The organism is Paraburkholderia aromaticivorans (genome assembly GCF_012689525.1).
Lineage (GTDB): Bacteria > Pseudomonadota > Gammaproteobacteria > Burkholderiales > Burkholderiaceae > Paraburkholderia > Paraburkholderia aromaticivorans_A.
The window spans coordinates 657,679-677,366 of record NZ_CP051514.1 but is presented as its reverse complement, the minus strand read 5'-3'; the positions used below and the strand labels follow the sequence as shown (position 1 = coordinate 677,366).

Below are 19,688 nucleotides of genomic sequence, written 5' to 3'. Positions count from 1 at the left end.
AGACGAGGCGATGTTGGCGTCTGATGCGTCAGCAGTTCAATGGAGGGCACATGTACGCCTGGGCGGGACTCGCCCAGCGCGGCAGTTGGTCAGCGTTCGCATATTCCGCTTGCGATCCGTTCAAGTTTAGCCTGTGAAGCAGCACGTAATCTCGCGTTCCGCCGATAACGCGAAACGTCCGGATATCGGACAGGCGATCGAAGTTCGATCCGCCGGCTGCTGCGGAAAGGGAGGACGGAGCAGGCCGACAAGGCGGGGGAGACGACGTTCTACGCGCGTGAAATGGCCGGACGGCGGGCACGGCCGCTCCTATCCACTCCAACGTCTGGGCGGTTGACCGTTCAATACTGGACGGGCACTATTGCACCGGCTGCGACGGCTCGTGTGTAGGAACCGCGAGGTCGTGCAAGCCGGAAGTCGGATGCAACTTTGGAGAATGCATGCTTCGATTCCTTGGAGCGGGGGCAATTCTGCTAACGCTCACTTCGTCGGTACTGGCGGGTGAACGCTATATCGAAGTTTGGAACCCACCGGAAGCGCGTGGTGGAATGCAGCACGCCGCGCCGTTGCATAGACGATCAATGCACCGTCCCGCTTCGCCGCACGCGGTCCGCTTCCACGCTCGACGGCGCGCTGCGCCGTTGCCGAAAGCGATAGCAAGCCACAGCAAAACGGGAGACGAGCTGCGAACAATCGAACCTGACGTGACGGATATTCCACGGCCGATAACACCAGAGGGAAATGTTCTGCGTGTTGGCTCCCGTCAAGCTCACGTTCAGGTAGCGCGGTAAGAGAATCTGAGAGTCACCTCGACAATCGGAAAAAGCACAGGCGAATAGCGGACGACTGCGCGCCGGCATATCGCAACGGTGTGCAGACGCTAGTCGAACGACGGGTCGGCGGGCTTGCCCTCGAACTTCGCACGATAACCCGAAACCGGGTTTCATTTGAAGTGTTGGGAGACATAAGTGTTCATGAGAAGCGGATTTCAAACTCGGAGCCGTAGCCGCCGAGCAACGTTTCGATCTCGGCATCGATGGTGTCTTTAGTCCAGGTGACGAAGCGACGCCAGTGGTATTTGGCATGCTTCAAGAGGATTTCGATGAGATTGAGTTCGGGACTGTAGGGCGGCAGATAGAACAGCACCATGCGATGCTCAAGAGACCACCGGTCGATGATTTCCTGATCAATGTTGTGATGAATCGAGGCGTTGTCGAGGACGATCACTGCGTCCGCCCTTATGACCGACCAGCAGACCGCACAGGCCATTGTCGTGCCACGCGTGGATCCAGTTGTACACCGACTTGTTGCGCACTTCGAGCTCAAGCGCAGTCTCATGTACCCGTCCGGCCGCTGTCGAGCAGCAACAGTGCCAATCCTCGGGTACGGAAGTCGTGATGAGGATGCTTGCGCGACAGCTGTTGCAAGGTCTTCTTCTCCGGTTCGCTCAGTTCAACAACGTATTTCATCGGCAGGTCGTCGGGTTCGGTTACCCATCAGACTTGATATCGTGAAATTCGTTTACTCGAAACACTTAGCCGGTCGCTACGACGATCAGGGCAGCAGCTTCTCGGAGTACGCCCTCGATCGCCAGCGCGGTCCTGCTTTTGACGGCCGAAATCGTTAGCGTCACTTTGATGTTGTCGGCGCTCGTCGTCAGGCTTTGGCGTTGCTTCGTTGACTGGTTGAAGGTCCAGACGACGGAGCCGAGCGACCGCAGGATCCCCTCCAGCTGGTCGACGCTTCGCGGGATACGTCTCGACCTGCCATCTTTTCCTTCAGAGGCCTCGGTACGCTGGAGGATCACGGCGACACCGCGTTCCTGCAGTGCTATCCACCTTCGGGCGAAGCTATTTCGAAAGTTTGATCGGCCGTGACGGTGCGTCAGTCCGCCGCTGCAACCGTGGTAGCTCCGCGCATCTCAGCGAACCGTGCAGCCCGCACCGACCCTCGCCGACCATTGAACCCGGTGGAAACAAACGCGTTTGCTGACGGCGAACCAGGATTCCAGGCTGGAACCGCTTCCGCTCTCCTCGGAGATTTTGTCTCTCGATTGAATGAGACCGAAGTACAGGATGGGCGTGACGCGCAAAAAAATGCCTCATTCAACAAAGAAAGCCGATCGCGCGGCCGATAGAGCGTCCCCGCTGACAGGTTTAACGCGGCCGACGCGTGCGGCCCCGTTCATCATTAATCTCCAGAGGCGTCAGCCGCGGGCGGCGCCACTCGGAGCCGGTCGTCGAGCAGTCGCTCGAAATCCGGGTGCTGGGCGAACGGCGTCTCGGTTCGCGCCACGCCGTCCCTCAATTCTGGCAAGGCGCGCGAGGAGATAGCTACTGCAGTGTGGCCCCGGTGGCGTCGCGACGGGTACACGAACCCATCTGGCCGCATAGCGCCGTCGACAGACTGCATCGCGACATCCATGTAGTACCCAAACCACTGGCACCAGTCATAGTCAGGGCTCGAAAGGTCGTCGTAAACGCCGAGACGACTCGAAGCGGAACCATTGAGATTCCAGAACCGGAGCGGCCGCGGAAAGCGCAGTTCAGCAATGATGCCGTGTTGTACCGCGAACGGGTCCATGTAGAACGTTCCTGGTTGTGTCACGTCGTTTTTGCAAAACTGCGCCTCCCAGATCGCGGTTTCGGCGACGTGCGCCGCGTACAACCACCAGAACGGCATTTCGATGCCGTCAGAAAATAGTTCAGGCGGCGGTCCGAAGCGATACGCTCGCGCCACGCTCATCGGCAGGACACTCTCAGGTAGATACGCAGCGCGGTACAGCTGCGCCTCACCGCCGACCGCGAAAGGCTCGTTGGTGAGGCACTCCTTCAATTGCACTGCCGACGGCAAGCGCTCGCGCAGGTACGACGGCGGTTCGACGGTTGGCTTTTTGTTGTCGCTCATTCGATAGCCGTTCAAGCGGCCATGCTCGCTCCCGGCCCGTTGATCAACGCAAGAACCTTGCGCTGACGCTCGTTCGCGGGCAGTTGCAAGAGCCTTTGCTGACTTGGATACAGGGACGCGCGTGTCTCGAACGGGATACCAGCCAATACCTCTGCTGGCGCCAGTTCGTTCAGCGCGTCCTGCGCCGTAACCAGAAAAGCATGGACCTCGGTTCTCAACCCCCCCCGAAGGGCGAGAAGCACAGGCGGCAACAGTTCAGGCACCGGGCCAGCGAATTGCCACGCAGGAAATTCACGACCGTTACTCTGGCCTGACGGCACGACGCAATAGAACTTGTTCGCTTCGACATAGCGATACAGGCTCGCGAGCGACATGCGCACCTTGCGCTGCTCGATCACCTCCGAAGGCTTCAGGTTGACAACAGGTAACGAGGAGGAGCGGGCTTCAGATCTGCCGACGTCACCGGACGCCAGAATGGTCGCGAAGCGCTGTTCCAGGATATGTCGCAGCAAGTCACGGATCGAGCTGTCCGCAAGCTCTGGGACCTTCACCCGCAACGTCCCTTCGATATCAGAAGCAAACGACTCGGCGACATCCCGAACCAGCTGTCGCGCATCGCCCGCGTAATTGCCGGTAAGCGCAGCACGGATCTTGAGAGCTGACGCTTCGTTTTGTTCTTTCGTTACCTGTGTCATGAAAGCCTCCTTCAGGCAATTTGCGGCGGGGCGCCCAATGGGGTGATCCGCTTCGCGATCGCTTTCGCACTACCAGTTTCCGGCTTACCAAACAAGATCTCGGGCCGATGCGTCGGAAGCGCACGCCCACGAACTTCCCCCAGCCACCGACGGAGGACAGCGGCGCGCAAGACGGAAGCGTCGCGGCTCCATGCCGTCCGGCACTCGCCTCGTTGAGTTCGAATGATTCGAACTCGAATATGTCATCGACGTATCGAACGAGGCCCGCTTGCGATATCCCGTCGACCAGAATGACCCTGTTGACTGCGCCCCGGTCCCTGACTTCGCGATACCTGCCGGTCGGCCTATCTTGCGGTAGGCACGGGCCTCCGATAGAGTTACCGCAGTGATCTCATCGCCCCGGTCCAACATTCGGAGCCTCTTCACTCAATCGATATTCAGCATACACCATGTTTTCTCATTTATCGCAATTTTCTTATTCGTCGCAACGCAGCTCGCATTTCCCCGAGCTCTAGCCCCTGCGACACCGTCCGCCTTGAAAATCCCCCTGAACTTGTATATATATACAGTATGGATGCATATACAGTTCTGGAGGCCGTCATGGAACATCTGGTGCGTGTACAGAATGAACGGGACCGTCGCGCGCTGACGTGGCTGCGCGGGCACGTCGGCGACGCGGCGATCGTGGCGGCGGCGCAGCGGTACGCCGGGCCGGCGAAACCGTACCTGTCGGCCGTGTGCCGGATGCTTGGCGTGACGGTGCCGCGGTTCACCGCACCGCGCCGGCATGTTGCGAGTGCAACGGCCGAGCAGTCGCTGGCGACGATCCGGCAGATCCTGGCGTCACGAAGCGGCCAGCGGCCGCCGAAGCCCGTGACGGTGCCGCGTGGCTGAAAAGTCCCCCGCGCGCCCGCGCAGTGACTATGATATATAGGTGGCCCGTGCTAGCGACACGTGACTGCAAAACGGGGCAAGGCGGGGCTGGCGGGAGACTGGCCGCCCGTCCTTGCTCCGCCAGAACCGGGTCCGCGAAGGTGCGGGCCATTTTTTTGCGCTGGTGTAGCCCGTTCAACTCCCTTATCCATCAGTTACCTTATTGGATAAAACGCGAAACAGTTTTATGCAAACCGGGCACGCTGGCGTTACAGACCGTTAGGATTACTGGGTTTGACATAAAAGAAAGATCCGTTTTACTGGTATGTTTGGACCGGTTGCGTCGACGCGGGGCTGACTGCGTACGGATGCACTAGATGTAGTCGCCGGGCGCTGGCGCTGCAACCGCCAGGTCTCGCAGCTCTCTGGCGTGCACTGACGCAGTTCGGCCAATGAAAGCTGAATTTCTGCGAAAATCGGCTCGGGCCATTGATCACAGGATGATTTTCAGTTCTGGCGCCCGCGGCGAAATTCTGGGCATCAAACGTCATCGGCCAGGTCTCTGATCTCGAGCCTGAATTGCCAGTCTTCAAAGGCAGCGAGCATACGCCCGAAGTCGTCCCAGCCGATTTCCCTGCCATCCACGACAACTACAGGAATGTCGCCGGGCCTGCCGGATCGGACGAAATAAGTGCCCGCACGGTTTGGTCACGGATCTGAAACTGGTTGCCATGGATTGCGAGGTCCTTGACTGCCAATACGCGCCTCATTTTTTCCACGAGGCGGCCAAGCAAAGTCAGCACGTCATCTTCCGGTTTGCCGATGATCCGGAATTCATAACCTGCGGGGAACCCGTCCTGAATCTCGAAGGCATCAAGGACGATCATGGTGCCCAGCAGACGCATCTGGAAATGGAACTGATGTGCCTCGCTGGCGCAATCTGTCATCCGGATGGGCTCGAGTTGCACGTTTTCGAAGTGGGTCACGCCGTTGCGCTTCGCGACTTCGGCATTAAAACACCGGGTGCAGAGCAGGCGGTAACCTGCTTCGACAGAGCCATAGTGAATTGCATCGTACGCAACAGTGGGCTGCGCGCACTGTTCGCATAGGTCTTGGCTCATTTGGCTATCCGTGCTCCGGCAGACGGTTCTCCGGACGCGGGGGTGGGGATGAACGCGATGCAGTTTACCAGGTTGGCTGCGGCCAGCATCACGTACCTGTCACTGTCTTCCGGGTCGATACGTTCAAGCCAGTCCGCCGTCCGCGCCCCTATGCATGCCAGCAGATTCTGCTCAGGGTGATTTCGCAGGTATTGCTGCATCAAACGATCCCGCTGCATCGGGCTCAGGTCTTCGCCCAGCCTGACGGTGGTCACGTAGACCCGCTGCTGCAATTCCTGATCGTCTTCTGTGATCGGCGGCCACGCCCGGCCGGACGCCTTCATCGCCTGAAAGCAGAGAAGCAGAAGCTCGATGGCGAACTCCGTCTTTTCCATCGAGACACCGAGCTTCGGAAGGACGAGAACGGAGCCCAGCATATGAGGCTGGGCAAGGAATAATTCGTCGGTCAAGGCCTCTTTCTGTGAGAGGTTCATAGCCTCTACGGCTCTCATGGCCCGTGCCATTGCGTCCAGCGAAATGCGGGTCACTCGGTTTTTCTCCTGTTAGGGGTCCCCTTGATCAACCTGCAAGAATCCGGTTCGGAGGATCTAGGCCTGGTGCGGGTTTGCCTTGCGGCCCCAAATAAATGTTGCGTTAAATCAATAGCTTGCTGTCTACCCCCGGAACGACGCACGTTCTCGCAGTTGCACGCGTCTAACGGAGTTGCAGCGGAGCAGCGCGTGATCTTGCCGTCACCTCTGTCAGCGCGTTCGAGAAGCCGCGACCTGCCGTCTTGACACCTCAGGCCCGTCGACTGGAGGCAGAGGCGGCCATATCACTCAGACTCGGAAGGATGCGCCACGCGTAGCGTGCCACCGGAAAATTGAATGTTCCGCGGAGATTGATCCCTTCTAAATAAGTCGGCGCGATCCGCCTTAACTGCTCGGCGTCAAGCGGTTGGCCTCTGGTCGCTTCGAGACCCTCAAGCGTCTGTTGCATGTGGGTGGTGTTCCAAGCCATCAAAATGTTGGACAGCAAGGTGAGCGCCGAAGAAACAGCAGAGAGCGATTCGGGACGTCGTGCAAGTTCGACTGGAATTTTGCCGACGTGAATCGCGCGTTGAACATTGTGGACGGCTTCTCCTCGATTCAAGACATGTTGCAGCTCCGATCGAAAAGCGACGTTGGTGAAATAGTCGATCAAAAAAATGGTTCTGAAAAGACGGCCAATGTGAACGCCGCCGTCATACACGGCCTGCCCCCTCGCTGATGAGCCGAAGCGGGTGAGAGCGTCGATTGCTGTGCATTTCCCTGAGCGGATGGAGGCTGCGATCCTCACCAGCTCGTCCCAGACATCAGCGATCGCCTGCAATTTGACATCGCAGTCAGTGATCGCGGAGAACTGTAGCGGCACATCGTAGTTTCGGGGGACGTGAAGGCGCCTGTCTCGCAGATGGGCTAGACGCGGGCACAGATCGAAGCCCAACACCCGGGCCAGGCCCATCGCGAAATCGGTATACCCGTGCGTGTCGACTGCGATTTGCGCAATGTCTTTGGCCGCAGTCTGTCGGACGACGCCTTCGATCGCAGCACCCGCCTGCCGCTCATTCAACACGATGGGTTGGTCATAGAAGGTTCCCCAACGATCGAGCACGTGTGTGTACATCCCGATCGATGCCGTACGGCGCCGCGGATCAGCGCGAGCTTGCCAGACCGTGCGCGTAGTTTCGAGCGACATCATGTCAGAAGAGGCGAGATCCGCACGGCCCCAATGTGCCGCAATGGGGTGTTCGTGCATGTACTCAAGCACAGCGTCGGCAGCTTTCCGAAGCATCCGCTCGTCTTCAAGCCGCTTCATCATCTGGCGAATGGCGGCCGGCGACACTTCCGGGACCATTCTTGAAATCTCCGCTGCTGACAGCGAGGTCCCATGCGCCAACACCGCGGAATACACCATCAGCAACTCAATCCGTGACCTGGGCTCGCGTCCCAACAGGACCCAGCTGAAACGTGTCGCACTGTCGATCTCGAGAATAATCTCTGGTAACTGGCCCGGCGGATGAGTTTCGAAGATCGCCCGCCGCAGCTGGTCAGCCTCAGCGTCGGCGGGCTGCGCCTCAAGTGGATGCAGATGCACAGCCGTGTCTACACGTACCAAGCCGCTGGAGACTGCTTCGTCGAGTAGTTCGATCCGCTGATCGAGTTGCTCGATGATTGGTCGAAGAAAATCCTGCGGATTCTGCGGCAGCTCAAGGTGCCCATACAGATTGTTGCGCTTCGCTTGCCACTCATCGGGCGGGATCAGCATGTGTGTCTGGCTTCGGAACGAGAAGCTGTGCTCAATAAAAATGGTTCCGTTGCGCAGGGCGACGCGCAGAGCGAAGAGGGTGGCCCACTCAAATGCGATCATCGCCTTGAAGCGGTCATATCCATCGATCGCTTCGCGCCACGCGCGTCCCAATCGAATGTTGAGGCGGTCGGGAAGAAGGGAGGCATGTCGCCGGTAGAGCCCCCTTAGCAGTATGATTGCATCGATCACAGGGTGCCTGTCTTCGGCATCGAACGGCAATTGTGCTGCGCGACATTCAGGATGAGAACAGCGCGTCAATCAGGATGAGAAGAGTGGCGTGGCGGCAGCGGGAACGGGCGTAGCCCGGAACCGCTGCCGCCACGCCGCGCCGGGAGGCTCCCGTCAGTGGAGAGCTTTGTCGGTGGTCGCGGTGGATCGGGTATGAACGAGCCTTCCATGCCAGGGGAGGCCGCGGTGCCCGGACGACACGTCAACGACCACCAGATGAGGCTTTATATGAAGCACAGACTCAAGGAAGGGCCGCCCAAGGCGGCTGCGCGCGCCGGGTTTAGCGTCGCCACTGCCTACCGCATTGAAGAGGATCCACAATTACCATCGCAGAAGAAGGCGCCGCGCGAGCGCCGACGCGCGGATCCGCTTGCCGAGATATTTGACACGGAGATAGTTCCATTGCTGACGTCCGCTCCGGGCATCCGGCCGGTTGCGGTACTGGAAGAGATGCTTCGGCGCCATCCGCATCTGTCGCGCGGCGTGCGCCGGACGCTGGAGCGACGCATCCGCGTCTGGCGCGCACTCCATGGCGAGGAACGTGAGGTCATGTTCCGTCAGGTGCACGAACCCGGTCGCCTCGGGCTATCCGACTTTACCGAGATGCAAGCCCTGGGCGTCACCGTGGCCGGTATTGCGCTGGACCATCGCCTGTATCACTTTCGCCTGGCCTGCTCGGGCTTTGAGCACGCTCATGTCATTCTCGGCGGCGAGAGCTATGTCGCGCTCGCCGAAGGGCTTCAGAAATGGTATGGACGCCGCCCACCAGGCGGATAGCCGGGAGGTCGCCGGAATGAGCAGAGACAAGGAAGGTGGACCCGCACAGACCGGCGGGCGAAAAAATCCAGGTTGGAGGATCATCCACACGTTCCTACGTAAACCGGAGGGCCGATCATGAAACTTACGCCAGTTGGTATCGACATCGCGAAAAACGTCCTTCAGGTACACCACGTGGACGAAGAGACCGGAGAAATCGTCAACAAGCCGATCAAACGGGCGAAGTTTCTCGCCTACTTTGCGAATCGCGCACCATGCCTGATCGGCATGGAAGCGTCTGGCGGTGCGCAGCACTGGGCAAGGCAGCTCATCAAGATGGGGCATCAAGTCAAGCTGATGCCAGGGCAATACGTGAAGGCCTTCAACATACGCAACAAGAGCGATCCCGCCGACGCCCGGGCGATCTGGCTCGCGGTACAGCAACCGGGCAAGCCGGTCGCGGTCAAGACCGAGATGCAGCAAGCGATGCTGGCGCTGCACCGGATGCGTGAGCAGCTGGTCAAATTCCGCACGATGCAGATCAACTCACTACGCGGACTGCTCACCGAATACGGCGAAGTCATGGGCAAGGGGCGGCTCGCCCTGGACAGGGCAATACCGGACGTGCTGGCCCGGGTCGCCGACCGCCTGCCGGCCGTGCTAATCGACACGCTGCGTGAGCAGTGGAACGGGCTAAGCGTACTGGACGGGCAGATCGCCGCGATCGAGCGACGGATGCGCGAATGGAAAAAGGAAGACAAGGACGTCAAGGCCATCGCCGAGATTCCTGGCGTCGGCCTGCTGACCGCGACAGCCGCCGTCGCGACGATCGGCGACCCTAAGATGTTCCGCTCCGGGCGCGAGTTTGCTGCCTGCATCGGACTGGTGCCTAAGCAGGTGGGATCCGGCGGGAAGCTTATGTTGCTGGGCATCAGCAAGCGGGGCGATACCTATCTTCGCACGCTCCTTATTCACGGCGCCCGCAGTGTTATCAGCAGTCCAAAACAGCATGATCCATGGATCGAGCAGATGAAGAAGCGGCGACCACTGAATGTCGTGATCGTCGCACTCGCGAACAAGATGGCCCGCACCATCTGGGCCGTCCTGGCCCACAGCCGCTCCTATCAGGGGGGATACGTGAGCGCCAAGCCGGCATAAATGAGCACGAGCAAATTCCAAACGTAGGTGAAGTCAACTTTGTAGTCGGAGGATGGAACGTCAAAAGGTTGCGCAGGTACTTGAGAGTGATGGCAAAACAGGTCGGACCGGGACTCGCCAAACCTGGAGAGCGCGAAGAGCCTTGAGCTCGGTGCAGAAATGAGGCGCGAGTCAGCTGAATCCATAGGGGCCCGCAGCGAAAACACCCGCTGCAACAAGGCCGGATATAAACCCGCAGCCGTTCCTGTCACGTCAGACCCCTCGAAGTCCCTTTGCAAACGGGCGGCGTCCATATAAACGCGCTCTGGGCGCTCGGCGGAGCACCGCTCGAGCATCGCAGCGATAGCCTGTCGGCCGCGTTTCGCAATCTGGATCGCGATGCGCGTGACGATCTGACCACGCGTTACGAAGCGCTATGTGCTCACTACGGTATGCAGCCCACGCGCAACAACCGCGGAATCGCCCACGAGAACGGCGCCATCGAAAGTCCACACGGCCACCTCAAGAGCGCAATCCGTGACGCGTTGCTGCTACGCGGTAGCGCGGAGTTTGCCGACCTCGCGGCCTATCGCTGCTTCATCGACGAGATCGTCAGCCGCATCAACGCGCGCAATGGCAAACGTATCCAGGCCGAAGGTGTCTTCCTTCAGTTTCTGCCCGATACCCGCACCAGCGACTACGAGGAAACGCGTGTGTACGTCACCTCCACGGGCGGCTTCGTATTGCGCAAGGTCTTCTATACCGTCCCGTCGCGGCTGATCGGTCACCGGATACGGGTACGGCTGTATGACGATCGGCTGGAACTGTTCCTGGGCGGCACGGCCCTGATGACACTGCGGCGCGGCCGCCCGGGCGCTAACGGCAAGCACGGCCATGTTATCGACTACCGGCACGTCATCCACGCGCTGCGCCGCAAGCCAATGGCGCTGCTGAACCTCGTGTACCGCGACCAGCTCTTCCCGCGTGAGGCCTATCGGTTGATCTTCGATCGCCTATGCGAGCAACTGTCTCCGCGCGCGGCGTGCAAGACCATGGTCGAACTGCTGAGCCTCGCCCACGAGCGCACCTGCGAGGCGCAACTGGCCCGCGCGCTAGGGCAGTATCTGACAGATGGGCAACTGCCCGATCTGGACGAACTGCGTTCACGTTTCGCGCCGGATCCAGCGACTGTGCCGCAAGTGCACGTGCGACTGGCTTCGTTGCGCGACTACGAGGCCCTGCTTGACCGCGACATGGAGACGACAGCATGAGCAACGATTTCGACGCCACGCGCCTGTCGCTACTGCTCAACGATTTGCGGCTACCCGCCGTCAAGCAGATCTGGCCGGGCTTCGCCGAGCGCTCCGACAAGGAAGGCTGGCCCGCGGCGCGTCTGCTCATGGCGCTGGCCGAACACGAGATTGCCGAACGCGATAGACGTCGTATCGAACGCCATCTCAAGGAAGCCAGGCTATTACCGGGCAAAACGCTGGAGAACTTCGATTTCGACGCCGTGCCCATGGTGTCGAGAGCACAGGTCTCTGCGCTGTGCGCCGGCGACGGATGGCTGCGCAACGGCGCCAATCTGATCCTCATGGGACCGCCAGGCGGCGGCAAGTCGCACTTATCGTCGGCCATCGGCCTGAGTCTGCTGGAGAAGGGCTGGAAGGTCCTGTTCAGCCGCACTACCGATCTCGTGCAACGATTACAGGTCGCGCGCCGCGAACTGGCTCTCGAATCTGCTATCAACCGGCTGGATCGCTTCGATCTGGTCATCCTGGACGATTTTGCATACGTCAGCAAGGATCAGGCGGAGACATCAGTGTTGTTCGAGCTGATCAGCGCCAGGTATGAGCACCGTTCGCTTCTCCTGACCGCAAACCAGCCCTTTGGCGAGTGGAACAAGGTCTTCCCCGACCCGGCCATGACGGTGGCCGCCGTCGACCGGCTGGTCCATCACTCGACCATCTTCGAACTCAACGTCGAAAGCTACCGACGGCGCACCGCTCTGCAGCGCAAGCAGCAAGGACCAGGACGCCCGGCCAGCTTCGCCACACCGAAGAATGTCGACGTGGCGCCGCACCAGGAGGATCAGTGATGACCAGCGACCCGCAATTCAAGACCGACACGCGTGACGATGAGGAACCCGCGACGCCCATCCAACGTAGCGCCGCCCAACGACAACGCGCGTACCGTCTGCGGCGCAAGCGTACTGTTATTGATGCCATCGGCGAGGAAGCCTCGGCGTCACGCGTGACGCTGTTGACTCTGCTCGGCTACGAGTTGGCGGCATTGGACGACGGCACCACTCCGGCAACCCTGATCGAGGCCAGACGTAACTCGCTCAAACGCATCCTGGCCACCATCGTCACGCGTTACGGCATCGACTTGACCGACTGACGCGCAACGCTTGCCAGCGTCAATCAACCGCGTCATCATCAACCTCGCCGCGACATTCTCATCTTGTTTGTCGCGCGTCTCTCATCCAGATCGTCGCGCCACAGGCAATTGCACGATACGCATCAGCAGATTGCGTGGGTAGTGCTTTTTCCGAAGCAGACACTGTCGGATCTGGCTGCGGCGGCTGGGTGCGTGTGGCGCCAGGATCTGATCTGCCAGAACGCAAAGCTGCGTTCTCAATTCCTCACGTGAGAGCGATTCGTCATTCGCCAGTGTCTTGACGGCGAGTGCGAACTCGTAGAGTTGATCTGCAGCTTTGACACGCGCGGCGTCGACCTCCCGAGACGCGTCGTTAGCAACTTTAAAAACCCATCTGCGAAGCATCGTAAGCACTTGATCGGTTGATGTACAAAGCGCGTAGCGCATAAAACAAGCTGCTTCGAGCCTGCGATTTTGCGGCGCGATCCGTTTGCTGACTGACGGTGGTCGACCAGCACAGCGACGTGCGTAATGGCGCACAACTGCATCGTTGCAGTCGACAGGCCAAGAAAGGGCAACACCATGCATTGTGAGCAGATTGATCTTGTCGAGCACTTCACTCATCTGGTGGGTCGAGCCGCGTAGGGGGACCGCCCACAACCAGCTCTGCAGGCTTCTACGGTCTCCGTGCGGTTGGGCCAGAAGGCGCGCCCAGCTGTCCAGTCTGTCCGTGCCAAGCGTCCGCTCGAGCGCGGCGTGCAGCGAGCCCTCGATATCACGTACTGCCTGAACGATAAGCTGCCTCAGCATACGATCGGACGGTATCACGATGCGGTGCTCGTAGAACCAGCGCTTAAGGTCGCTTGTTAGCTGGCCACTTTCCGGGCGGCCAGCGAGCTGTTCCTTCAACCAGCGAATCACATAGCGACGTTGATGCTCTGCGATTGACTGAAAATGGATAATGGTCTGGGCAAAGCCCTGATGATCAGACAATGTTTTGAAATTGCCGTCGTAGATCGAGCGAAGCGTCCCGACATCCGGCGGCTGCACATCAAGTTGGTGACCGAGATGCCGCCAGAGCGCCGTCGGAATCTGCCGGTACGAGTCAAGCGGCCGGCCTGTCATGCGCAGGAAACCGACGTGCAGTGCGATGGCCAGCCGAAAAAGATCGGTGCGCCGCGAATCAATCTGGCCGCGTTCGCACTTAGAGAAGGTGAAAAACGTGTTGAGCTCGAACTCGCTGAGCTCGCGCGGTACCTGTCGGATCCCGAGATAAGCCAATCGCCAATGATCCATCAGGGCGCTCCGCATCAATGATGAGAGCGACCTAGAGTAGCGACGCAAAATCCGCTTCGCCACGGTACAAATCTGGATGTCGTGTTGGTACTGCAGTGACTATAGATAGTGCCGGAACAGGCGAATTTTGTCTGGATCGCTCCATCCATTCGAATTTATTGCGATGGGCCCGACCGTGTTTTCTGATTTCGATGCATAGTCTGGCTGCCATCGTCTCGGAACGCCATGATGGAGCAGGGAACCAGCGCGGGGCTAAATTTCCCCTCGCTTTGTAGCGCCACGATTGACAGGGACGCCACTCTGGTGACAGATCGGCGGCGTCACGCGGCAGTCAGCGACCGGCCATCTACGGACACCCGTCAAAGTCAGATGAGAGACTTTTGATTGGCCTATGCGCTTCCGATAACGGACATCCGTAGGAGATTCCCGAAGCAGGTCGGCTGCCCGCCCGGCAGGCCCTCGCTGGCCGCACCCAGCGTCCGGAAGACTTTCTCAAGGCTCATGCCTCGAAGGGTCGTGAGTAGCACCGTTCCTGTCGACTTCTTTTGGAAGGCGCATCAACGAAGAAAGGTCGCGCGCCTGGAATTAATACGACATCACTGTGCCAACCAGGCCCCACCGATACCTCGATAGCTGCCTGGGACGGCAGCGAGAACCCTGAAAACTCAATCGGCAGCCGACACGACCGCCCGAAGACCTAGCAGGTAACTGTCGATGCCAAAGCCGCATATCTGCCCTCGAACGATCTCAGCGAAGACCGACATATGGCGAAATGTTTCACTCGCCTGAATGTTCGACATGTGAATTTCGACCACCGGAACTGTCAGTATCGCAAGCGCATCACGGATACCGTAGCTGTAGTGAGTCCACGCCCCGGCGTTGATGAGAACGCCGGCAACCTTGTCGGTGAATCCCTGGTGAATACGCGAACACATGTCCCCTTCGCTGTTTGTCTGATAGCTCTCCACCGCAACGCCCAATTCTTCACCGAGTGCCAGCAACTTGCGGTCGATGTCGGCCAGAGTGGCTGTTCCATACTGAACCGGGTCACGCTTGCCAAACATGTTGTGGTTGCGCCGTGCAGCATCAGGATTTTTTTCATGATGAACCAAAGATAAGGAAATGAATTTTCAATGAGCCCGCCGGCCTACGTACCGACAGCAGATCTACTGCTTCGCAGCCTAGATTGTCGTTTCGGTGATACCCCGGTTATTCGGACCATCCCGTAGAACCGACCCGATCACGCGTCAATTTTGCTTTTTGCCAACTTTCCGGGCCGATGTGAATCGCCCACATCGAAAGCAGGTTGAACGCGATACCGAAGCCAACAATCGGCCACGTCGCACCACCGGTATGCGCCTGGATCAGGGTTGCGGCAAACGGCGCACTGCTGCCAACCACCACGGCCAGGTTGTAGGCGACCGCGGACCCCCGGTATCGGATTTCAGTCGGGAAGGCTTCGGCGAAATAGGCGGGCTGCACGCCTGCATGAAACTGGGCTGCACACAGCAGGAAGACGACGGCCAGCGCGATCAGCGGGGTGCTGCCGCTCAGAACGAGCGGAAAGAAGACGATGAAGGCAAGCAGCATGGTGCGTGATCCCACCAGCATCGCCGTACGCCGCCCGATGCGGTCGCACAATGCGCCACCGATGCCCATCGCAAACATAGAGCACAGGTGCGCGAGAATCAGGATCGCAAAAGCGGTCGGCTTGGCTATGCCCAGTTTGTTGGTGACGAACGAGAGGATGAATACCGTCGCGATGAAATAGGCGATGGACACTGCCGCCCAAACCACAATCAGCCGGAACACAGTCCCTGCATAGCTCCCGAATGCGACAGCGGGTTGACCACTGCCCCGACGCTTCTTCTCCATTTCCGCTTTGAACGCGGGGGTTTCCGAAATACGCATCCGGATGAATAGCCCGATCGCAACCAGCAGGAAACTGAACAGGAACGGGACCCGCCAGCCAAAGCGTAGGAACTGCTCGTTCGTCAGCAACGCGGCCACCCCGAACAGAAGCGCATTGGCCAGCACTTGCGCGAGCGGCGACCCCATCGCGATAAAGGAACTATAGAAGCCGCGCCGGTCTTTGGGCGCGTGTTCCATCGTCAGCAATTGACTGCCGGTGACTTCGCCCCCCAAAGCAAACCCTTGCATGAATCGCAACACGACCAGCGCGAGCGGTGCCGTCACGCCGATCGATGCATACGTCGGTAGCACGCCGATCAGGAACGAACAGATACCCATCAGCAGAAACGTGAAGACCAGCATGTTCCTGCGGCCGACGCGATCACCCAGATAGCCGCAAACAAGGCCGCCAAGCGGACGGGCGACGAACCCGACAGAGAAGGTCGCGAACGCGGCAAGCGCGCCCGTGGTGGGATCGGTCTTCGAGAAGAATAGTTGCGGCAGGACGGTGGCCGCGATTGCGCCATACGCGGCGAAATCGAGCCATTCCAGTGCCGAACCCGCGATGCTGCTCAGCGCCGCACGGTTTGCCATCTGCGTGCTATCTGACGCAGCGCCGACGCTGGCGTGGCGATCCAGTGTTTCTCTTCGGGTATTCATCCTGTGTCTCCTGGTTGGATCTTCGCCGCTCTGGCCGAGTGGCTGGGTACGGGTGTTTGCGGTGAGTCGTTCCTCGATCAGTCTCCGGTCCAGTTCGGCCGACGCTTTTGCGCGAACGCTTTTGGACCTTCGCGGGCATCGTTGCTCGCGAGCATGCGTTGTGCGAGCGGGTAGTCTTCATGCATCGTCGAGGCCAGGTCGGCCCGCGCAAGGCTTTGCAGCATCACCTGTTTCGACGCCTGCACGGCAAGCGGAGCGCACGAGAGAATCTCTTGGGCCAGCATGCGGGCACGGATCATCAATTCGCTCACCGGGACGACTTCGTTGATCAAGCCAATCCGCTTCGCTTCTTCGGCTGAGACCCGTGTGCCGGTAAGTACGAGCGCCATCGCGGCCTTCATGCCGATCTGGCGCGGCAGGCGCTGAAGTAATCCGCCGCCCAGTGCAGCGAGTCCGACCCGAGGTTCGGGCAAGCCCAATTGCGCGTGGTCGGCCGCAATGCCGAGGTCGCATGCCGCGAGAATTTCCATGCCGCCGCCCAGGCAGAGACCGTTCACCGCTGCGATCAGGGGCTTCCACAAGTCGAAGCGGTGGGTGATGCCGGCAAATCCGGTGGATGGCTTCGTGTGATCACCAGTCGCGTCGAGCGCCTTCAGATCAGTACCCACGCAAAAGGCTCGCTCGCCTGCACCCGTGACGATCGCAACGCGCAAGGACGGATCGGCGGCGTAGCGATCGAACGCATCGGCGAACTCACGATGCGAGTCCGGATGCATCGCGTTGAGAACCTCAGGACGATCGATCGTCAGTGTCAGCAACGGACCATCGACCTCATAGCGGCAGTAACGATATGTCTCGGGTGTCATTGACAACCTCTGGACGCATCAATCGAGGGGAACGGTGAGCCGGTCGATCACCGCTCGCGTCTGAGGACGCACGCCACGCCACCATGAGAACGCTTCGGCGGCCTGTTCGACTAGCATGCCGACTCCGTCCGCGATACCCAGAACACCCGTGTCGCGTGCGAGTCGCAGAAAAGGTGTGAGGCGCTTGCCATAGGCGAGTTCGTAAGCTGCGCCCGTTGGGCTGAACACGCCAGGCGGTACTGGCGGAAGTTCACCAGTGAGGCTCGCCGACGTTGCGTTGACCACCAGATCAAAGCGTCCCATCGCAGCGAGGTCGCCATACCCGCAGGCAACAAGGGAGCCCTCCGTCGTGACTTGTGCGACGAGCGCCTTGACCTTCGCGACATCCCGGTTCGCGACGACAAGTTCAGCGGGCCGCGCCGCGATGAACGGCAGCAATGCACCGCGCACCGCACCTCCCGCGCCGAGAAGCAGCACGCGCTTCCCGGCCATCGGCAGTTTCAGATTGACCTCGATGTCCCGTACGAGGCCAACGCCATCGAAGTTCTCGGCGATGATCCGGCCGTCCCTGAAACTCAGCGCGTTCGCAGCGCCAGCCAGCGCTGCCCGCTCACTGCGTTCGTCGGCCATCGCGAACGCTTTCAGCTTGAACGGGGCAGTCACGTTCATGCCTTTGCCGCCGCTCGCAATAAACGACCGGACTGTGGCAGCGAATGCGCCGTCTGGCTGCAACGGTCCTTCGATTGCCGTGTACAACATGTCCTGCTTTGACTCTTCAGCAAACAGTCCGTGAATCAACGGGGATTTTGTATGACCGATCGGATTGCCGATCACCGCGTACTGGTCGCTCATCACGGCCTCACTTTTGAATACAGCACACCATCGGTCTGCATCGCATCAATCTGGGCTGCGTCGAATCCAAGTGACGCGGCCACTTCCGCGTTATGTTGACCGAGGTCCGGCCCGACATCGCGGATGGTCGTGTCGCAGTCGGAGAAGCGGAACGGCAGGTTGGGCAGGCGCAACTTGCCGAAGCGCGGGTGTTCCTGCTCGACCACCATGCCGCGCGCGATAATCTGCGGGTCCGCCAGCACCTCGTCGATGCGCTGCACTTTCGCGCAAGGCACGTCGATGCTGTCGAGTAGTTCGAGAACTTCCGCGACTGGCCGACCGGCAACCCAGGGCTTCACGACCGACAGAATGTCCAGACGGTCGGCATTGCGGCCGTTTAGCGAGTGAAATCGCGCATCTGTGCCGAAGCCGGCAGGTCCGCCATGCGTCTCGACGAGGGCGGCAAAGCGCTTCCACGCGTCGTCCACCTGCGCAGCGATGACGAGGTCGCCGTCCGCTGCCCGGAACACGCCGTAAAGCGTAGACGTAGGCATGTCGTGACCGGTCTGCTCAGGGACGATGCCCTGCGTCGTGTAGCACTGCACGGCGTATTCGTGCATCGACACCAGGGTGTCGTACAGGGCCATATCGATATGCTGACCGCGACCGCTCTTCACGCGGCCCAGCAACGCGGCGTTAATCGCAGCCACCGCGTGAATACCGGTGTACATGTCGCCGAGGGAAATGCGCATCAACGGCGGCGGCTCTCCTGGGTTGCCGATCATCTGCATGATTCCGCTCTTCGCTTCTGCAATCAGACCGAAACCGGCACGATGCGCGTCGGGTCCCGTGTGGCCGTAGGCGGAGATGGAGCAGTAGACGAGCTTGGAATTGCGTGCCGACAGTTCGTCGTAACCGAGCCCAAGTCTGGTCAGTGCACCCGGACGGTAGTTCTCGACGAATACATCGGCCGAGTCGCACAGGCGCTGCATGAACTCCTTGCCGCGTGGATCGCGCATGTTGACGCTGACGCCGCGCTTGCCCATGTTCAGTTGCAGGAAATAAGCGCTTTGTTCGTCGTCCAGCACGGTGGCGTGCTGACGCCCCGCATCGCCGGTGACCGGGCGTTCAACCTTGATCACTTCGGCGCCGAGCGCCGCGAGACAGCGTCCGACGTACGGGCCGGCGAGGAAATGGCTGTAATCGACAACGCGGATACCTTCAAGAGGACGTGCTTGCATCACAATGCTCCCGGTCGGCGCGGCACCATCAGGCGGTGCTCGCCATGCTGGACGACCTGGCTGTCCTGATTGATCAACTCCGATGGCAGCACGACAATGCCCCAGTCCGGACGGCTCTTGCTTGCCCGCATCGTGCCGACACGGAATTTCACGTGCAGCACGTCGTTCACTTTGATCGGCAGGTTGAAGTCCCACGTCCACCCGAGCGACATCCCCGGCAAAAAGCGGTATTCGCTCTGGGTTTTAAGGCCATCCGCAATGGATAAGCCGAACAGGCCGTGCGCAACGATCGAACCGAAATGGCTGGCATTGGCGTACTCTTCATCGACGTGAACGGGTGTGTGATCGCCCGTCAGGTCGGCGTAGGCCAGAATGCGCTCTTTGGTCACCGTGTAGGTCGGACTCACGCACTCGTCGCCTTCGCGGGCATCGTCCCAGTATTTATCGACAATCGTCATC

General features: G+C 60.0%; 17 protein-coding genes and 5 pseudogenes. 6 read left to right on the top strand and 16 right to left on the bottom strand.

All coding sequences use genetic code 11. The annotated features are described in order from the left end of the window. Nucleotides 1-972: 972 nt before the first annotated feature. The 5 genes from HF916_RS03140 to HF916_RS03125 all read right to left on the bottom strand — a co-directional run bounded on the left by HF916_RS03140 (nt 973) and on the right by HF916_RS03125 (nt 3,602). On the bottom strand, nt 973-1,227 hold the full coding sequence (locus HF916_RS03140) for a transposase (protein ID WP_168787772.1): 255 nt from the start codon (nt 1,225-1,227) through the stop codon (nt 973-975). 107 nt (nt 1,228-1,334) lie between these two features. Then, the gene (locus HF916_RS51385) at nt 1,335-1,469 is read right to left on the bottom strand and encodes a hypothetical protein (RefSeq protein WP_277352267.1); all 135 of its coding nucleotides are present in this window, start codon (nt 1,467-1,469) and stop codon (nt 1,335-1,337) included. 65 nt (nt 1,470-1,534) lie between these two features. Next, nucleotides 1,535-1,807 carry a hypothetical protein gene (locus HF916_RS03135; RefSeq protein ID WP_168787771.1) on the bottom strand — a complete coding sequence of 91 codons (273 nt, stop codon included), beginning with the start codon at nt 1,805-1,807 and terminating at the stop codon, nt 1,535-1,537. 383 nt (nt 1,808-2,190) lie between these two features. Continuing rightward, nucleotides 2,191-2,907: an RES domain-containing protein gene (locus HF916_RS03130; RefSeq protein WP_168787770.1), complete on the bottom strand. Its 717-nt coding sequence runs from the start codon at nt 2,905-2,907 to the stop codon at nt 2,191-2,193. A gap of 11 nt (nt 2,908-2,918) precedes the next feature. Beyond that, the gene (locus HF916_RS03125; protein WP_168787769.1) at nt 2,919-3,602 is read right to left on the bottom strand and encodes a hypothetical protein; all 684 of its coding nucleotides are present in this window, start codon (nt 3,600-3,602) and stop codon (nt 2,919-2,921) included. A gap of 600 nt (nt 3,603-4,202) precedes the next feature. Here HF916_RS03125 and HF916_RS03120 point away from each other — a divergent pair. Then, nucleotides 4,203-4,496, top strand: a complete 294-nt coding sequence (locus HF916_RS03120) for a hypothetical protein (RefSeq protein WP_168787768.1) — start codon at nt 4,203-4,205, stop codon at nt 4,494-4,496. A gap of 519 nt (nt 4,497-5,015) precedes the next feature. Here the strand turns inward: HF916_RS03120 and HF916_RS51885 are convergent. The 4 genes and pseudogenes from HF916_RS51885 to HF916_RS03105 all read right to left on the bottom strand — a co-directional run. Beyond that, nucleotides 5,016-5,120, bottom strand: a complete 105-nt coding sequence (locus HF916_RS51885; RefSeq protein WP_431311378.1) for a DUF7713 domain-containing protein — start codon at nt 5,118-5,120, stop codon at nt 5,016-5,018. A 5-nt stretch (nt 5,121-5,125) separates the two neighbouring features. After that, on the bottom strand, nt 5,126-5,596 hold the full coding sequence (locus HF916_RS03115; RefSeq protein WP_240975328.1) for a DUF7686 domain-containing protein: 471 nt from the start codon (nt 5,594-5,596) through the stop codon (nt 5,126-5,128). Beyond that, complete coding sequence (locus tag HF916_RS03110) at nt 5,593-6,123, bottom strand: hypothetical protein (protein WP_168787767.1); 531 nt, start codon at nt 6,121-6,123, stop codon at nt 5,593-5,595. Before HF916_RS03110 ends, HF916_RS03115 begins: the two co-directional genes overlap by 4 nt. Before the next feature lie 253 nt (nt 6,124-6,376). Continuing rightward, nucleotides 6,377-8,155, bottom strand: a pseudogene (locus HF916_RS03105) (Tn3 family transposase); the annotation flags it as partial. A gap of 183 nt (nt 8,156-8,338) precedes the next feature. Here HF916_RS03105 and HF916_RS03100 point away from each other — a divergent pair. From HF916_RS03100 to HF916_RS03080, 5 genes and pseudogenes are all read left to right on the top strand, one after another. Beyond that, nucleotides 8,339-8,896: pseudogene (locus tag HF916_RS03100) on the top strand (IS21 family transposase); the annotation flags it as partial. Nucleotides 8,897-9,046: 150 nt separating this feature from the next. Further along, entirely contained in the window at nt 9,047-10,066 is a 1,020-nt protein-coding gene (locus HF916_RS03095) for an IS110 family transposase (protein ID WP_168787472.1), read from the top strand. Nucleotides 10,067-10,362: 296 nt separating this feature from the next. After that, nucleotides 10,363-11,316: pseudogene (locus HF916_RS03090) on the top strand (Mu transposase domain-containing protein); the annotation flags it as partial. Continuing rightward, entirely contained in the window at nt 11,313-12,143 is an 831-nt protein-coding gene (gene istB / locus HF916_RS03085) for an IS21-like element helper ATPase IstB (RefSeq protein WP_168787766.1), read from the top strand. The pseudogene HF916_RS03090 and the gene istB, both read left to right, overlap by 4 nt. After that, on the top strand, nt 12,143-12,445 hold the full coding sequence (locus tag HF916_RS03080) for a hypothetical protein (RefSeq protein ID WP_168787765.1): 303 nt from the start codon (nt 12,143-12,145) through the stop codon (nt 12,443-12,445). The genes istB and HF916_RS03080 overlap by 1 nt, the downstream gene beginning before the upstream one ends. Before the next feature lie 102 nt (nt 12,446-12,547). Here HF916_RS03080 and HF916_RS03075 read toward each other — a convergent pair. From HF916_RS03075 to HF916_RS03045, 7 genes and pseudogenes are all read right to left on the bottom strand, one after another. Further along, nucleotides 12,548-13,720: pseudogene (locus HF916_RS03075) on the bottom strand (DUF4158 domain-containing protein); the annotation flags it as partial. 665 nt (nt 13,721-14,385) lie between these two features. Continuing rightward, nucleotides 14,386-14,822: pseudogene (locus HF916_RS03070) on the bottom strand (type II 3-dehydroquinate dehydratase). A 107-nt stretch (nt 14,823-14,929) separates the two neighbouring features. Beyond that, nucleotides 14,930-16,291 carry an MFS transporter gene (locus HF916_RS03065; RefSeq protein WP_168787764.1) on the bottom strand — a complete coding sequence of 454 codons (1,362 nt, stop codon included), beginning with the start codon at nt 16,289-16,291 and terminating at the stop codon, nt 14,930-14,932. A 77-nt stretch (nt 16,292-16,368) separates the two neighbouring features. Continuing rightward, the gene (locus tag HF916_RS03060) at nt 16,369-17,157 is read right to left on the bottom strand and encodes an enoyl-CoA hydratase-related protein (RefSeq protein ID WP_168787763.1); all 789 of its coding nucleotides are present in this window, start codon (nt 17,155-17,157) and stop codon (nt 16,369-16,371) included. Between the two features lie 18 nt (nt 17,158-17,175). After that, nucleotides 17,176-18,009: a shikimate dehydrogenase gene (aroE, locus tag HF916_RS03055; RefSeq protein ID WP_168787762.1), complete on the bottom strand. Its 834-nt coding sequence runs from the start codon at nt 18,007-18,009 to the stop codon at nt 17,176-17,178. Continuing rightward, entirely contained in the window at nt 18,009-19,229 is a 1,221-nt protein-coding gene (locus HF916_RS03050) for a CaiB/BaiF CoA transferase family protein (RefSeq protein WP_168787761.1), read from the bottom strand. Before HF916_RS03050 ends, aroE begins: the two co-directional genes overlap by 1 nt. After that, entirely contained in the window at nt 19,229-19,687 is a 459-nt protein-coding gene (locus tag HF916_RS03045; protein WP_168787760.1) for a MaoC family dehydratase, read from the bottom strand. Before HF916_RS03045 ends, HF916_RS03050 begins: the two co-directional genes overlap by 1 nt. Nucleotide 19,688 lies beyond the last annotated feature (1 nt).

Excerpts from the sequence above, each read along its gene's own strand:
- HF916_RS03130 (WP_168787770.1), bottom strand. The coding sequence starts at position 2,907 with ATGAGCGACAACAAAAAGCCAACCGTCGAACCGCCGTCGTACCTGCGC.
- HF916_RS51385 (WP_277352267.1), bottom strand. The coding sequence starts at position 1,469 with ATGAAATACGTTGTTGAACTGAGCGAACCGGAGAAGAAGACCTTGCAA.
- HF916_RS03050 (WP_168787761.1), bottom strand. The coding sequence starts at position 19,229 with ATGCAAGCACGTCCTCTTGAAGGTATCCGCGTTGTCGATTACAGCCAT.
- HF916_RS03125 (WP_168787769.1), bottom strand. The coding sequence starts at position 3,602 with ATGACACAGGTAACGAAAGAACAAAACGAAGCGTCAGCTCTCAAGATC.
- HF916_RS03060 (WP_168787763.1), bottom strand. The coding sequence starts at position 17,157 with ATGACACCCGAGACATATCGTTACTGCCGCTATGAGGTCGATGGTCCG.
- HF916_RS03065 (WP_168787764.1), bottom strand. The coding sequence starts at position 16,291 with ATGAATACCCGAAGAGAAACACTGGATCGCCACGCCAGCGTCGGCGCT.
- HF916_RS03115 (WP_240975328.1), bottom strand. The coding sequence starts at position 5,596 with ATGAGCCAAGACCTATGCGAACAGTGCGCGCAGCCCACTGTTGCGTAC.
- HF916_RS03095 (WP_168787472.1), top strand. The coding sequence starts at position 9,047 with ATGAAACTTACGCCAGTTGGTATCGACATCGCGAAAAACGTCCTTCAG.
- HF916_RS03080 (WP_168787765.1), top strand. The coding sequence starts at position 12,143 with ATGACCAGCGACCCGCAATTCAAGACCGACACGCGTGACGATGAGGAA.
- HF916_RS03045 (WP_168787760.1), bottom strand. The coding sequence starts at position 19,687 with ATGACGATTGTCGATAAATACTGGGACGATGCCCGCGAAGGCGACGAG.
- HF916_RS03120 (WP_168787768.1), top strand. The coding sequence starts at position 4,203 with ATGGAACATCTGGTGCGTGTACAGAATGAACGGGACCGTCGCGCGCTG.
- aroE (WP_168787762.1), bottom strand. The coding sequence starts at position 18,009 with ATGAGCGACCAGTACGCGGTGATCGGCAATCCGATCGGTCATACAAAA.
- istB (WP_168787766.1), top strand. The coding sequence starts at position 11,313 with ATGAGCAACGATTTCGACGCCACGCGCCTGTCGCTACTGCTCAACGAT.